The sequence below is a fragment of the Novosphingobium sp. PhB55 genome (assembly GCF_004368805.1).
Lineage (GTDB): Bacteria > Pseudomonadota > Alphaproteobacteria > Sphingomonadales > Sphingomonadaceae > Novosphingobium.
In genome coordinates, this window is sequence record NZ_SODQ01000007.1 from 215,462 (window position 1) to 230,178 (window position 14,717).

The 14,717-nt window shown below is 61.5% G+C and carries 12 protein-coding genes; 5 read left to right on the forward strand and 7 right to left on the reverse strand.

All coding sequences use genetic code 11. From position 1 onward, the window contains the following. Nucleotides 1-172 precede the first annotated feature (172 nt). Together EDF57_RS18460 and EDF57_RS25575 are read left to right on the forward strand one after the other, a co-directional pair. Nucleotides 173-814, forward strand: coding sequence for a ParA family protein (locus EDF57_RS18460; protein WP_134095299.1), 642 nt, complete (start codon nucleotides 173-175; stop codon nucleotides 812-814). Nucleotides 815-873: 59 nt separating this feature from the next. After that, nucleotides 874-1,035 carry a hypothetical protein gene (locus EDF57_RS25575; protein WP_166675313.1) on the forward strand — a complete coding sequence of 54 codons (162 nt, stop codon included), beginning with the start codon at nucleotides 874-876 and terminating at the stop codon, nucleotides 1,033-1,035. Nucleotides 1,036-1,136: 101 nt separating this feature from the next. On the opposite strand, the gene EDF57_RS26050 is transcribed toward EDF57_RS25575, so the two are convergent. The 3 genes from EDF57_RS26050 to EDF57_RS18475 all read right to left on the reverse strand — a co-directional run bounded on the left by EDF57_RS26050 (nucleotide 1,137) and on the right by EDF57_RS18475 (nucleotide 3,477). Continuing rightward, nucleotides 1,137-1,487: a helix-turn-helix domain-containing protein gene (locus tag EDF57_RS26050; RefSeq protein WP_243841140.1), complete on the reverse strand. Its 351-nt coding sequence runs from the start codon at nucleotides 1,485-1,487 to the stop codon at nucleotides 1,137-1,139. Between the two features lie 101 nt (nucleotides 1,488-1,588). After that, nucleotides 1,589-2,734, reverse strand: coding sequence for a site-specific integrase (locus EDF57_RS18470; RefSeq protein WP_134095300.1), 1,146 nt, complete (start codon nucleotides 2,732-2,734; stop codon nucleotides 1,589-1,591). A 305-nt stretch (nucleotides 2,735-3,039) separates the two neighbouring features. Continuing rightward, the gene (locus EDF57_RS18475; RefSeq protein WP_134095301.1) at nucleotides 3,040-3,477 is read right to left on the reverse strand and encodes a hypothetical protein; all 438 of its coding nucleotides are present in this window, start codon (nucleotides 3,475-3,477) and stop codon (nucleotides 3,040-3,042) included. Nucleotides 3,478-3,989: 512 nt separating this feature from the next. On the opposite strand from EDF57_RS18475, the gene EDF57_RS18480 reads away from it, so the two are divergent. After that, nucleotides 3,990-5,651, forward strand: coding sequence for a DUF5906 domain-containing protein (locus tag EDF57_RS18480; protein WP_134095302.1), 1,662 nt, complete (start codon nucleotides 3,990-3,992; stop codon nucleotides 5,649-5,651). Between the two features lie 119 nt (nucleotides 5,652-5,770). After that, on the forward strand, nucleotides 5,771-7,024 hold the full coding sequence (locus EDF57_RS18485; RefSeq protein WP_134095303.1) for a hypothetical protein: 1,254 nt from the start codon (nucleotides 5,771-5,773) through the stop codon (nucleotides 7,022-7,024). A 186-nt stretch (nucleotides 7,025-7,210) separates the two neighbouring features. Here EDF57_RS18485 and EDF57_RS18490 read toward each other — a convergent pair whose 3' ends face one another. From EDF57_RS18490 to EDF57_RS18505, 4 genes are read right to left on the reverse strand one after another with little or no spacing between them, the layout of a single operon-like run. Continuing rightward, the gene (locus EDF57_RS18490) at nucleotides 7,211-7,531 is read right to left on the reverse strand and encodes a hypothetical protein (RefSeq protein ID WP_134095304.1); all 321 of its coding nucleotides are present in this window, start codon (nucleotides 7,529-7,531) and stop codon (nucleotides 7,211-7,213) included. Nucleotides 7,532-7,534: 3 nt separating this feature from the next. Then, a complete protein-coding gene (locus tag EDF57_RS18495) occupies nucleotides 7,535-9,262 on the reverse strand; it encodes a restriction endonuclease subunit S (RefSeq protein ID WP_134095305.1) in 1,728 nt (575 codons plus the stop codon). Beyond that, nucleotides 9,259-10,716 (reverse strand): class I SAM-dependent DNA methyltransferase, encoded by a 1,458-nt coding sequence (locus EDF57_RS18500; protein ID WP_134095306.1) that lies wholly within the window; start codon nucleotides 10,714-10,716, stop codon nucleotides 9,259-9,261. Before EDF57_RS18500 ends, EDF57_RS18495 begins: the two co-directional genes overlap by 4 nt. A 3-nt stretch (nucleotides 10,717-10,719) precedes the next feature. Then, complete coding sequence (locus tag EDF57_RS18505; protein ID WP_134095307.1) at nucleotides 10,720-13,173, reverse strand: DEAD/DEAH box helicase family protein; 2,454 nt, start codon at nucleotides 13,171-13,173, stop codon at nucleotides 10,720-10,722. Between the two features lie 246 nt (nucleotides 13,174-13,419). Between EDF57_RS18505 and EDF57_RS18510 the strand changes: the two genes are divergently transcribed. After that, nucleotides 13,420-14,322 (forward strand): SHOCT domain-containing protein, encoded by a 903-nt coding sequence (locus EDF57_RS18510; RefSeq protein ID WP_166675314.1) that lies wholly within the window; start codon nucleotides 13,420-13,422, stop codon nucleotides 14,320-14,322. Nucleotides 14,323-14,717 lie beyond the last annotated feature (395 nt).

The window sequence follows — 14,717 nt, forward strand, 5'->3', positions numbered from 1 at the left end:
TATTTCAAAGTCTCGAGGCTCACCATTCAACGCGACTGCTAGTGCGCTCCTGCCACTCTGGTCGGTGACAAACCGTACTAGCAATCCATCTACCGGGCATCTCTCGCGAACACTCGATTGAGCATCTGCGCGCGGTTCGCGCGGATGCGCAACCGAGCGCGGAGTTCCCGACATGAAGATAATCAGCCTTGCCGCCCACAAGGGCGGCGTGGGCAAGACGTTGATGACCGCCTCGCTGGCGGTGCTGGCGCAGCAGGACTGCGAGGCGGAGGAGGGCGAGGCCGGCAAGGGCAAGGTCGCGATGTTCGACCTAGACCCGCAGGGCAGCCTGACGGCGTGGTACAACATGCGCCAACGCGACGGCCCGATCCTTGTAGCTCCCATGCTGCGCACGCTGTCCCTCAGGCTCTACGCCCTCAACCGCAAGGGCGTGCGATACGTCTTCATCGATACGCCGCCGGGCCACAGCGAGTACATCGCCAAGGCCATAAACGCCGCCGATCTCGTCATCGTGCCGGTCCGCCCCGGCGAACTCGACTACGCGGCCGTCCAGCGGACTATGCGGACGGTGCTTTTCTGGGAGGAGCCGTATCTGGCCTTGCCCAACGCAGGCCTGTTTCGCAGCCGGGCGATGGGTGAACTGGTCCGCCGGCTGGATGCCCATGGTCAGGATAGGCTGCCGCCGGTTCATCACCGCGTAGATCTGCCGCTTCGGAGCGGCCTGACCCTGACGGAAACGCAGCCCAATTCGGCCGGAGCACAGGAACTCCGGAACGTCTGGGCTTGCATCCGCGAACGACTTGGAGATGCATGATGGAAGGTGGATTGAAACCATACCCGTCGCGCGGGCTGGCGCGCCCGATTTCGGAACCATTGGCGCCACCGCGACGCACTTTCGGCGGGCCACGGCACCGCATCAGCGCGACCCTGGACCAGCCGCGGTACGTCGCCTTGCGCACGCTTGCGGCGACCCATGGACTGAGCGGTGATGACCTGACCGTGATCGCGCTCGACAGGCTACTGGCTGGCGCCTGATCGCTGAGCGGCAATCTTGCTGGAAGGAAGCAGAGGTATGTCCCGATCACCCTTGGCGGTGATCGGGACATACTTTTGCCTCCAGCCGGCGGCGCGGTGGCCTACTGCAGCGTGTTGCTCTTGATGCGCTCGGCAACGAATGCGTTCAGGTCTGCGGCCCTGTAGCGCACCGTGCCCGGAGACAGCTTCACGAAGCGGGGCCCGTCGCCCGTCGAGCGCCAGCGTTCGAGGGTTTTGGTTCCGACGCCCAGGACCTCGGCGGTTTGCGCGGGCGTGAGCATGGTGGGGACGGTCACGTTGGCATCCGCGATGATCGGGGCGAGGGCGGCGTCGATGGCATCCGGCGGGAGGATCAGCGTGTCGTAGGCCACTTGGGGCGGTTCCGAGGGCGGGGTCTCGACCGCGGGTTGTGCGGGACGGAGCGAGTGGCGGAGTTTGGTCTTGTTCAGCATCGTGGTTCCTCGGGTGCTGCGGGAAAAAAGAAAACGACCCCGGGACAAGTCCGCAGGGCCGCAGGTTTCGTAATGGATGGGGCGGCTTTGCCTCGACTGGCTCACATCAGGACGGGCAACGCTTCGTTGGCGGCCTCGATGAGCCTTGCGGGCGCGAGGTGGGCATAGCGCATGGTCATGCTGATCTGGCTGTGTCCGAGGAGCGTTCCGACCTCGTGAAGGCTGCGGCCCTTGCCGACGAGCGTGGAAGCGAAGGTGTGGCGTAGGTCATGGATGCGCAGGTCTGCGTCGAGCCCGGCCAGTTTCTTCGCACGGCGCCACGCCTTGCTGGGGTCCGCGAGCGGCTTGTCCGGATGGGACCCGGGAAAGATGAATGTCCCCGGCGCCCATGGGCGCTGCCGTTCGAGGATGGCAAGCGCCGCATCGGACAGCGGGATGTGACGCCGCCGCCCGCTCTTGGAGATCGGCACCGTCCACAGGCGCCGCTCGTAGTCGATGTGCTCCCACTTGGCGCCCAGCGCTTCACCCCGACGGGCGCCGGTGGCGGCCAGGAGTGCGAGGGCATGGGCGGCCGATTTGTTGGATTCGTCCCGCAGCGCCATGAAAAGCGCCCGGAGTTCGGTTTCGGTCAGGAAGCGTTCGCGATTGTGCTCGCGGCGCATTTCGGCGTGCTGGGCGGGGTTGCGGCCCTCGTAGGCCTCCCAGCGCAGGGCGAGGTTGAACACCCGCCGCACGAAGGCAACGTAGCGGTTGACGGTGGCATTGGTCAGGCCAGCGCGGCGCAGGTGGTCCTGGAGGCCCGCCACGTCCTGAGGGCGGATTTCGTCCAGGGGCCGGCTCCCCCACAGTGCCTTGAGGCGCAGCCGGAAAAAGCCGACGTGATCGGCGTAGGATCGCAGCCGCTCCTTGGCGAAGGGCAGGTAACGGTTCTCGACAAAGTCGGCGAAGGTGGGGACCGCGCGCAGGCGGTCACGGTCCCCGGCAGGATCACCGCCGAGCGAGGCCTCGGCGCGCAGTTCCTGTGCCCGGCGGCGGGCTTGCTCCACGGTGATGTCGCCCAGCTTGCCGAGGCGGACCTCGCGCTGGCGGTTGCGGGCATCGCGATAACGGACATAGAAGGTGATGTTGCCGGTTCGACGGACTTCCATGATGAAGCCGGTGAGCTTGTCGTCGAACAGACGCAGCTTGTCCCTCCCGTCCGGCACGGCCGGCGGGTCCAGGGCAAGCCCGCGCGTGATTGCGGGCATTTGGGGTCTCCGATGTAGGATTGTCGGCGGCCGGCGACGATCGCGGGCCACATAGGACTGTTGTGGGCGTGGACTTTTTTTTGCCTAAGTTGCTGGTGGCTAGAACAGTACGCGCGGGTGCGCAGGCGCGAGATTCTAGCGCCGGTTCACGTTCACCACTATCTTCACGAGGTTGATGTCGGGCGAAGCCGATCTGCTCGGCATCGGGACAGCAATCTCGGTAGACGAGCGGCCGGTTTGCGCGGAGCCGCTCGACGGCACGAATGCCTCTGCCAGGAAGGAGCTAACGCCCATAGCGAAGGGGTTCATTGCTGGCCTCCCACGCTGGTGTTCGCGGCAGCTTCTTCAGCCTGTTTCATCTGGATGCTGACTGCGACATAGGGCGCCTGCGCGGCGATGTGTGCAGGGATGTAGAATTGCGGGCCGCCGTTGGTGGTCTCGACGACGCCCATCACGGCGAAATCGCCGCCTTCGGTCCAGTATGCGAAATCGAAAGCAGCCGATGGGGCCGTCAGTACGGAAAGCGGTTCGCCGTCGCGTTCTTCATAGGGCTGGACGTGAGAAAGTTCCTCGACTGCCTCGATGAGGAAGATCGGGCTGTCGAGGACCTGCGAAAAGCTGACCTGCTCGATGTCCGTGTGGTCCCACCATTCGGGGAAGTTCGCGAGGATCGCCCGCATCGGGGCGCAGGCCGCCTCGGGGAAATGGTTGGCCATTCCGGCCAGGGTGTCGAAGGATTTCATGAAGTTCTCCGCAAGTGAATGCGGACGAATGATGTTAGACTGAAGAGAAGGGCAGCGACGCTGCTGGGTCGCTGAAAAAATCGAGGATTCTGCTTGTGCATTGAGAAGTTGGAATTTATGAGGCCTTCATTCCGGATTCGTCTTCCGGTGCGCCTTGCTGCCAGGCACAGAGGTAGCTGCTTCGGCCATCATTCAATGAATGGCCTGCGCGCAATTTTTTGCGCTACGGGTTTTAAAACCCAGGCGCGTTTGGTCGTGGAAAGCCAAACGCAGAGCTTGGTCGTAGGCCAACGCACTCATCCATCCCACATACCCCCGCTTGGGGCATGTTCGCGTTGTCATAGCGCATGCGAACCATTCGGTTCATGGTGTCCAAAGCCATGACATTGCGTAATCGGGATTGCCCGATCACGCATCAGCTCGATTAGGGTGCGTCCACACGCCCACTGCAATCACAACCTCGACTTAAATCAATTCGGCGCGTCCGCGCGCCCGAAATCGGAGAAGTGTGCATGGAAAACGTGAACAGCGGTCGTGACGGTGCTGTAACGGCAACGAGTGTGGGTGAGTTTTTCGAGCACATTTGCATGCTGCCGCTCCCGTATCAGATTGCCGATGTGCAGAAAGTCTTCCTGGATGCTGTGCGAGTGCTTTCCACCGCGGAAATCTGTCAGTTGGAGTTCGATGTTTCCAAGGCCACTAAAATCGCTCCGCGCGCTTTGCGCGAGGCGACGAAAATTGCCGAGAACTCCCACGAAGAATACGGCCTGCTTCGCCGCTCGTCTGATTTTGCTGCGGCAATGGTAAAGGAAATCAAGGATACTTTCACCGTCTCGGCTTGGGTTGGTGGGAGTCTCTACGGGTATGTGGGCGGGGAAAGCCTGGACGATGTGGAATCTCCTGACGTTGGTTCTTTTGTTCGGTTCTCGTCGGACGAACTGGATAGCAACGTGCTGGAAAAGTTCCGCGGTTATGACCTCGTGCAGAGGAAGCATTCGCGCGCAGAAATCGTCAGTCAGGTCGCCTCGGAACTGAGGAATGACGATTTCTTCCAGGACGCGATGCCTGGTGTCTGCGTGTCCAACGGTTTCGTGAGCTGGTCCTTGGACGGCGGCTTGCAACTGGAGGAACACAGCAGCGAGCACAAGGCGCGGGTCAAGCTTCAGTGCGACTTCGACCCTGACGCTTCTTTTTCGTGGTTCGAGGATCGTCTGCTCGCGACGCTGAATGATCTTTCCAAGGTCAAGTCATTGCAGGAATTTGCGGGTTCCATCCTGTTCGATGTCCAACCGGAAAAAGATGAGGCACGGCGCATGTGCCTGTTGGTAGGGCCGCAAAACTCGGGGAAGTCGACCCTGCTTTCGATCATGCAGGGGCTTCTGCCGCCCCAGAGCATCGACTCGATTCCGCCCGATGAATGGGGGCAGGAGAAATACAGGGCTAAGCTCGAAGGGGTGGCGCTTAACGTGGTGCCGGAACTGGGCGGCAACATGCTGGTCCCGGCGGTGCATCTCAAGAAGTTGGGATCGCTCGAACCGATTACGGCTCGCCGCCTGTACGGCAATCCCTTCACCTTCCGGCCGATCGCGCGGCATTTGTTCGCGACCAACGAACTGCCGCGAATTCCGGACAAGTCGAACGCATCGGGTCGGCGCCTTTTGTGCGTCGTCTTCCAGCGCTCACTCCGTCCGGATGAAGTCGACCCGGACTTTGTCTCGAAGGTATTGCACGAGCCCAGCGCCTTCATCAACTGGGCGGCGGAAGGAGCGAAGCGTTTGGCGCAGAGCAAGTGCTTCACGATTCCGGCTGGGCACGAGCAGGCTGCAGCGATCATGCAGCATGGGGACGACGTTGCAGCCATTCTGGCGCACACCAAAATCGAGGCTGCGCGCGGCGAAAGGTTGACTTCGGACGAACTCCAGACGGCGCTTAGGCGTTTGTCGACCGAACTCGATCTCAACCCTGAGCGGGTCAATGATGGAACCATGCGGCGCCTTTCCGGACTGCTTCAGAATGCTTACGGGTGCGAGCGTAAGCAGAACTCCGGAAAGCCCTTCTATCTCGGCGTCCGTTTTCGCGCCGGTGCGGAGAGTCTTGCTGGTGAGCAGGTCGTAGCTGGAACAGGCGAGGCGAGAGGGGATAGCGGCGTCCATGCCGACCTCGCCGATATGTGACGTTGCGAAGTCGCGTGTCCAAGAGCAGCAGCGCGGTGATCGCGGTTGCTTGGGTGCGATGAGCATGCGCCTTGCCTTCTTGGCAAGGCGTCGCTTCCCGTCAGATTAGGAAAACGACCATGAACGATTCGCATGCAGCCCAGTCCGGGTTGCCCAACGTCATGCTCGACGCTCTCACAATTGGCTTGTGTGGAGAGGTGGTGTCCAAGGTGCCGATTTCGCCCGCCGATTTGCGCGATCGGTTCGCAAAGATGGAGCCTTGGGCCAAGGTGACGACGCCGAAGTCGAAGAAAACGCATCACGACTACATGCAGGTGACGCTCTTCCTCGAAAGCGAAAGTGGCCCAAGTCTTGGCACCGCTACGCTCGACTTGTTCTTCTCGAAGCACGACCGCGGCCTGCGCGTCACGCAGCGCTCTTCGCTCTCTCTGAATCCGCAACGGTGGATTCGTGCCCTGCTCGGCGGAGAAACTGCCTGTGGTCCCATCGGCCTGGATGGCAACAACAACGTTCTTGGCGCCAGGCGCGATTTGCCCCGCCTCTTAGGACAAGCGATTGCTTTGGTGCAGGAGGTGTTCGAGCACGCCATCGAAGTATTCGACCGCTCAGTGCCGGAGGGGGCCGACTGGTGGTGGCAGCGGGTCTGGCTCAAGTCGGCAGAAGCGTGTCGGGACATTCTGGTCGGCGATGCCGTTGCAGCGGTGCGCCGTGCGCAGCACGCGGCCATCGTGGGTTCGGTTGGCACAGTTCGACGCGGGTACGAACCCCGTGCAAGGGAAGGCAAGCGGGTTACGGCACTCGGTTGGTTGTGTGGCAAGAGCAGGCCCGAATACAAGGTATACGCCAAGCGAAGGGATCTCCTGCGTCTCGAATTCGTGTGTCGAGATCGCGGGGCGGTCGTTTGGTTTGCCGGGAAGTCGACGGGTGCGACGGACCTCGCAAGAGTGCGGCGCTTTCTTGCAAAATTTGCCATTGCCGCGGCTGCGGAGGTGGATCGTCTCGAAAGCCACGTCCGGGATACGCTGGAAAGCACCCCCGATCTTCCAGGCTTGCTGGTTGCGTTGGCACCGTTGTCGGCGATGGCAGCGGGGATCAACACTGGCCGCGGCCCCGTCCCGAAGGAGGCATCCAGAAGGGCAGCGAACGATGCGCTTGGGGGAATTATGATGGTCGGGCAGTATGATGCGAGCCATCTTCCTTCCGGTCTCGCCATCCGCGGCGTTCTCGATGCTCTCGGCGGCGAGGGTGGTCCGCTTCTGAAGCGGATGAAGCGTTCGGTGTACTCCCTCGATCCAGCCTTCGCGGCGAGTGCCGAGACGGTGATGGGGATGGCCGCAGCGAGGAGTTCTGGGAAAGAAGATGGGGGAGGGTAGGTTGGATGACAGGTGAGGTTGGCAAAACCCTCTCGCTTTTTAGGCCCTGTAGGAGAGACCGCAGCAAAACGGCCTTGGGGCCTGTGCTCGCGATCCGTCACGCCTGAAGGCTCTATTCCCTCCCAGCGCTGTCAGATAGGCGCGGCCTGACAATGGGGAGGCGTTGTTCGTCGGCGACGGCGGCGTTCAGGCGGGTGAGGTGTGCGAGGCTGATGGGCCGCTGGCCGTTGCTTTGTGTGGCGCGGGCGGCGGTCCTGCGACGGTGCGGCCTTGGGTGAACTTGATCTCCACGCGGCGGCCGGCGGGGCACAGGGCGTCGTGCACCATGGTCGACGCGGGATCCAGGGGGAGGTCGAACATGTAGGCGGCGATGACTTCGCCGATGCTGCACACGAGGTGTCCGTCGAGCGTGAACTTGCGGCCGGGGAACAGGGCCTCAAGGCGCTCGGCGGAGCCGTAGAGGGAGTCGAGCAGGGTGCGCACCTCTGCCCAGTCGACTTCAGCCATCGGTCACGCGGGTTCCAGTTCCCGCGCTTCCGCCGGTTCGAGGGCTTCGTGCAAGACGGCTTCGAGTAGGCGCTGGCGGGTTTCGTCGCCGATAGCGAGGCTCGCTTCTAGTTGGTTGCACAGGACCATAAGCTCGTCGACCTTTGCGACGATGCGGTACTGTTCCGGAATGGGAGGCACGGGGATTTGAACGGCCCTCAACTTGTCCTGTGAGATGTTCATTTGCATGACAGCCATTCCGGACTTGGCATCCTCAACCTGCTGCAAAGTTGTACCGGCGTTGAGTGTTAGAGCAAGATACCGAGGGGACAGTTCACCTAAGCCATGAAATCGTATCAGTTTGTCGGAAATCATTAGTCGGGGGCATGGCTTATCGACGACACACGAAATTCCGACCCGGTTCCTAGGGCCTGCGCGTGTTACCAAAATGTCGCCGATTTCCGCTTGATATTGCGGGCGGGGCGCAAGTTTCGAAGGCAGTTCTTTGTGTTGCGCGTCATCGAATGCCAATGCTTGCACCGCGGTGGTTTTCAGGACTCCCCATTGGGAAATATCGGTCCTCGGATGATTTTCGCATTGTGGGCTCCAACCCGCGTCCATTCCTGCAACTAGACCACCAAGGGCTATCCAATCCCAACTTGTCGGCAATGTTGGTAAATTTTCGTCGGCCGAAACCGGCGTTAGCATTTTTCGCGTCTTTGCCGGTATTTCGGGCAGCCGCAGTAATGAGAGGCGGGCAGGCTCATCGGCCGCATCCTGCTCCACCAGCTTCCCCCGCACGGCGAAATTCAAGATCGTCTGACGCAGTTGCTTGATCTGGTCGGCGCGGGTGGTGAGGGCGGGGAGGTTGTCGAGCGCGAAGCGGGCGTGGGTGGTGAAGGTGGCCGGATCGGGATCGGGCGCGTTCAGGCGGGCGAGGCTGGCCGCTGTCAGGCGGTCGCGGGCGGCTTCCCGCTCCTTGCGCGCCTCTTCCAGCCGGTCGCACAGCGCCATGAGTTCGTCGACCTTGGCGACGATGCGATGCTGCTCGGCGAGTGGGGGCAGCGGGACCGGGATTCGGTCCATCTTGTTCTTGGGCAGCCCGCCACGCCCGGCGCCGGTCTGTTCGCCGAACACAAACCCTTGGAAGTAGGGCGAGAGGACTACAATGTGGAGAAAAGCTGACATGTCGGCGAGCGCTGGTCGAATTATCGCCACATGCTGGCTCACATTCGCCTCGTGAAAATCGGCTTCCACGCGGCAGCATCGCCCCATCGAACCGCCGGTAATGTTGAGGAGCAAATCGGATGGGCGAACTGCAGTTCCCGCCATTCGAGTATGTGTCTCGGGGGCGATGTAGGCAACGTCATCTAGTGAGAGCCCGTCATCGTGGACGTTTTGGGACCGCAGGAACGGGATTCCGCTAGCTTGGTATGCATCCTTACCCCCTCGGGGCGTGCTGCCAGATCCAGTTTTTGTGCAAATTTCGCCTACTGTCGACCAAAGCCAACCTAGAGGGCAAGGAAAGGGCTCCTCCGCCGTAGGTAGCGCCTCGACGTGTGCAGAACGGCCGAAATTGGCTTTCTGGGTGGCAATGGCTTTGATGAGTTGGGTGGTCGGCTCATCCGAAACTTCTTGCTCGACCAGCTTCCCGCGCACAGCCAAATCCAGCACGAAACGCTGCAGACGTGCGATCGTGTCCGGCGCCTCGGCCATGCGCTCGTAGTGGGCCAGCAATTTTTCCGAATTCATCGGGCCAGCGCCTCGGCGAGAATGGTCTTCAACTGGTCGCGCAGGTTGGCCGCTTCTGCCTCTACCTTGCCGAGTTCCCGGAGTAGCTCCTCGGGATCGCCATGATCCTCGACCTCGCTGTGTGGGTTCTTGATGTCGAGATTGTAGCCGCGGGCCTTAATGTACTCGATGCTGACCTTCCACGCCTGCGAGCCTTCGACGCGCCCTTCGCGGTTGGCGCCACCCCACCAGTCCATGCAGGACTGGAAATGTTCCAACCGGATGGGCTTGGTCATGGAGTAGGCCTTCTGGCCAGCGGGCACCTGATGCTGGTAGTACCAGACCTCGTTGGTCGGCTCGCCCTTCTCGAAGAAGAGCAGGTTTGTGCCGATGGAGGCATAGGGCCTGAAGACGCTGTTGGGCAGGCGGACGATGGTGTGCAGGTTGCACTCTTCCAGCAGGTGCTCCTTGAGGCGCGTCTTCACGCCTTCGCCGAAGAGCGAGCCGTCAGGAAGGACCACGGCACCGACACCGCCCTTGCGCAGCAGACGGATGATAAGAGCCAAGAACAGGTCGGCCGTCTCGCGTGTGCGGAACTGCGGCGGGAAGTTGGACTCGATGCCATCCTCCTCCCTGCCGCCAAAGGGCGGGTTGGAAAGGACCACGTCGACACGGTCCTTCTGCTCCCAGCTGATGTAGGGGCGGGCCAGCGTGTTGTCGTGCCGGACGAAGCTCGCATCCTCCACCCCGTGCAGCAGCATGTTGGTGACGCAGAGCATGTGCGGCAGCGGCTTCTTTTCGACAGCGCGCAGGCCGGACTGCATGAGCGCCTCGTCCTCGGGGCGCTTCACATGCTTATCGCGCATGTGGCGGATCGAGCAGGTGAGGAAGCCGCCGGTGCCGCAGGCGGGGTCGAACAGGACCTCGCCGGGCTTTGGATCGATTCGATCTACCATGAAGGCGGTGACGGCGCGGGGGGTGTAGTACTCGCCCGAGTTGCCGGCCGATTGCAGGTCATTCAAGAGCTGCTCATAGACGTCCCCGAAATGCTGGCGCTCGGACAGGTCGTTGAAATCGACGTCGTTGATCTTGTTGACCACCTGCCGCAGCAGTTGGCCGGACTTCATGTAGTTGAAGGCGTCCTCAAACACGTCGCGCACGACGACACGGCGGTCACCCTTCTGGCCGGTGGGCTGTAGGCCCTTCATAGCCGGGAAGAGCTCGTCGTTGATGAAGGCGAGTAGGTCTTCGCCGGTCAGGCCCTCGGGATCGGCAGCCCATGTGCGCCACTGGAACTTCCCCGGCACAGGCGACTGGTAGCCCGGCCGCATGAGCTCCAGCTCTTGGTCCTGATCGTCGATGATCTTCAGGAAGAACAGCCAGCAAAGCTGACTGATGCGCTGGGCGTCGCCGTCGACGCCGCTGTCCTTGCGCATGATGTCCTGGATGGATTTGACGAGAGTGCGGACGGACATGGACTAGGCAGTTTCCTGATAGAGTTCGGCTTGGAGCTCATGCACCGCATGCTCGAAACCTTCGCGGCCGCCAAACGCCTTGATGAGTTGGAGCGGCGTTCCGAGGTTGGTAAAGGGCGAGATGCGTAGCACGTTGGTGTCGTCGAGGTTGATGACGCCCTCGTCCTGATACTTCGCCAGCAAGGCATCAAGGACCGATCGGGCCTGATCCCCATATTTTCCGAACACGTCGCGGCGGCGCACGTTGTCGACACGCTGGCGGCGGGTGAGGGGTTTGGCGTCGAAGGCGACGTGGCAGATGAGGTCGAAGGGGTCGAGGTCCTTGCCGAGCTCTTCAGCGATTATTTCGAGCGACAGGCCCTCGGCTTCCAACTCGTCCAGGATGGCTTGCTTGCGCTCGGCGCCTTGCCAGCGGCGCAGGAAATCGTCGAGGCTGGCGAAATGGCGGCGCAGCGCCTTCTTGGTGAAGTCGCGCAGGGATTCCGTGACCAGCTTGCCGTTCTCGTCGAGGTACTCGACACGCTCGGCGACAATGGTGGCGCCGATGCCGTCGACGTAGACCTTCTTGGACTTCTTCTTGATGTCGTCCGGATCGAAAGTGACGTCCGGCCTGTCGACTATCACCTCGTCTTCGCCGGGCTCGTCCGGCAGCGGGTTGCCCTCGTCGTCGACAGGCGGCTCGTCATCCGGGGGCACGATGGGGTCTTTGTCGCCGGGCTCATAGATCTGGACGGGCTCGCCGTCGAAGTCGGGATCGGCGAAGTGATTGGTCGCTCCGCGGAAATCCATGAGGGTGAAATAGTACTTGTGGGTGTCCTCGTGGACACGGGTGCCGCGACCGACGATCTGCTTGAACTCGGTCATGGACCCAACCTCGCGGTCGAGCACGATCAGGCGGCAGGTCTGGGCATCCACGCCGGTGGAAAGCAAACGCGAGGTCGTGACGAGAACGGGGTAGGCGACTTCGGGATCGATGAAGTTGCCAAGCTCGGCCTGTCCCTCTGGATCGTTGCCGGTGATGCGCATGACGTAGCGGTGGTTCTGCGCGACGAGGTCCTGATTCTCGTTGATGAGAGCTTGGCGCATCCGCGCCGCGTGCTCCTGATCGACGCAGAACATGATCGTCTTCTGCAGGCGGTCGCCGCTTTCCTTCAGGAATTCGGTGACCTTCTTGGCCACGATCCGGGTGCGGTCGTCGATGACCAGACTTCGGTCGAAGTCCTTGGTGTTGTAGAGGCGATCCTCTACCTCTTCACCGTCCCGGTCGAGTTGCCCCTTCTCGGGCCGGTAGCCGGACACGTCGTGGTCGACGTGGACCTTGATGACCTTGTAGGGCGCGAGGAAGCCGTCGCGGATGCCCTGCTTCAGGGAGTAGGTGTACACCGGGCTGCCGAAGTAGCCGATGTTGGATTCGTACTTGGTTTCCTTGGGCGTGGCCGTGAGGCCGATTTGGGTGGCGTCCGAGAAGTAGTCGAGGATTTCCCGCCAAGCCGAGTCCTCGGCGGCGCTGCCGCGGTGGCATTCGTCGATGACGATGAGGTCGAAGAAGTCCGGCGAGAATTCGCGGTAGAGCTTCTGCCGGTCGTCCGGGCCGGTGATGGCTTGGTACAGGCCGAGGTAGATTTCGTAGGCGGTGTCGACGCGGCGCTTCTTGTCGACGGCCAGCGCGACATCGGTGGTGCTTCCATCGACTCGCTCGATCGTCTTGGATTTGGAAGACAGCTTCGCCATCGCGGCACCGAAGGGCCGGAAATCGTTCACCATGGTCTGGTCGACGAGGATGTTGCGGTCGGCAAGGAACAGGATGCGCTTCTTGCGCTTCGCTTTCCACAGGCGCCAGATGATCTGGAAGGCGGTGTAGGTCTTGCCGGTGCCGGTCGCCATGACCAGCAGTACACGCTTCTCCCCCTTCGCAATGGCCTCAATGGCGGCATTGACCGCATTGACCTGGTAGTAACGGGGCGTCTTGCCGCTCCCATCGTCGTAGTAGTCCTGGAGGACTACCTCCTCGGCCTCCGGGGAAAGACCCTTCCACGTGAGGTAGCGTTGCCAAAGGTCGCTGGGGGAGGGGAACTCGTCCAAGCCGAGGGTGAACTCACCTGCACCGGTGGATGAACTGCGGTCGTGGAAGACGAAGCCTTCGCCGTTGGACGAGAACACGAAGGGAATGTCCAGGGTCTCGGCGTAGTCGAGCGCCTGCTGCATGCCGTCGCCAACGCTGTGCGTCTTGTCTTTGGCCTCGATGATGGCGATGGGCATGTTGGGCTTGTGGTACAGAATGTAGTCGGCGCGCTTGCCTTGGCCCCGAGAAACAAGCTTGCCGCGCACGATGATCCGGCCCTTGGTGAAGCTAACCTCCTCACGGATCTGCAGCATCTCGTCCCAACCAGCATTGCGCAGGGCAGGTGTGATGAACTTGGTGCAGACGTCTCGTTCGGTCAGAGTGCGCTTGCTCATTGTTTCCGAAAACCCCCAGTCATGCCAACGGGGTAGAGGCACATGGAAGCAATTTCCAGCCGTTCCTGACTTGGAAACTGTGCGAGTGGAAAGACCCTGTAGGAGGATGCTCGTCGAGGAAGTCGAGGCAAGTCGGCTGGTTGCGACATTCGGAAGTAGTTTTGCCCAAAACTTCATGCGCTGTTAGGTGATTATCCCTATAATGCAGAAGGTTGTGACCTTCAGGCTGAATCAGGCGGGGACTGGGTGAGTAAGATCGAACAATTTGAGCGGCTGCACCAGTTGCGAGAAAATGGTGTGCTGACTGAGGCTGAATTCCAGGCAGAGAAGCAGAAGCTGATTTCGGGGGAGAAGGAAACCGGTTCTGGGCGCTGGCGGTTGTTCGCGGCTGCAGCCGGCGTTGGCGTGGTAGTGATTGGCGGCGCTGTTGTCGCCATGGGCTATGGTTCGCCAAGCGCGACTTCCACTTCCGCGCCAACGGCATCGGCAAGCGCGGTGGCGGGTGATCCGGGCGATGGCAGTTTGGCAGAACCTCTGAAGACAGATGAGACGGGAGGCGACAGTGCTGCGGCAACATTGCAGTTTGCCGTTTCACCTGAAGCCATTGGAGCCAATCCGGGGTACTTGGAGCAACGTCTTGGCGTCCCCAAAGTGAAAACGAAGTACCAGCTTGTTTTCGACGTTAGCGGTTGCCGCGTGGAATACGGGGTCGAGGGCAATGCCGTCAGCAGCATCGACGCGGACGTCACGGCGAGTTGCCAGCCAACCGTTCAGGGCGTGAAAATCACCCCATCGACAACCTATGGCCAGATCCACAGGAAGCAGCCTTCGGGAACCTACATTGCCAGCTGTCTCTCAGGGTGTGGCAATGCAGCAGACCCTACGGTGGACTTGTCCTACCCGGGGTCACGTTCAAACCAATTCCTCGGCCTCCACTACTCCGCAGGCTACGACCAAGTCACCAGCGCTCTGGAGCGTTGGGACAAGGCTGTGCGAGCCGAGCGTGGGCTGGGGGAATTCGACACGCCGGATGACTATGAGGCATTCTCATGCGTCGCTGGGCCTCCTGACGATGTTTCGGCGCAGCTGGAAAAGGTCCGGGTGCGGCACATTCAGATTCGCGAAGAGGTCGACGTCGCATCATGCTGATCGGCGGATGAGGGTTTGGCGCGCGCGTTGACTGGTGCGCGCCATGGTCCTTCAATGCACTCGAACATTGCCTTTGGCTCACTTCCCTCACCGGCGAGGCTACCGGCAGGCGACTTGGAATGAATGTCGCCGCGAGCACATCGCGTTGGCAATTCTTCCGCTTTACGCCCACAGGTTTCCCACCGAGCTCCCCTCGTATGCCCCCGGGGTTGATGCGGGTGTCTGCGCGTCAGTGAGGCGCCGAGGGGCGCATTTTGGACAGGCGACTGAGCCGAAAGTCCGCAGATTGGGCGGCCTTAGGGCATCTGCGGGCGCCTGCAAAAGACTGTGAGCCGGGCTTTTAATCAGTAGGTCGCTGGTTCGAACCCAGCAGGGCTCACCACCGTTTTTGCCGC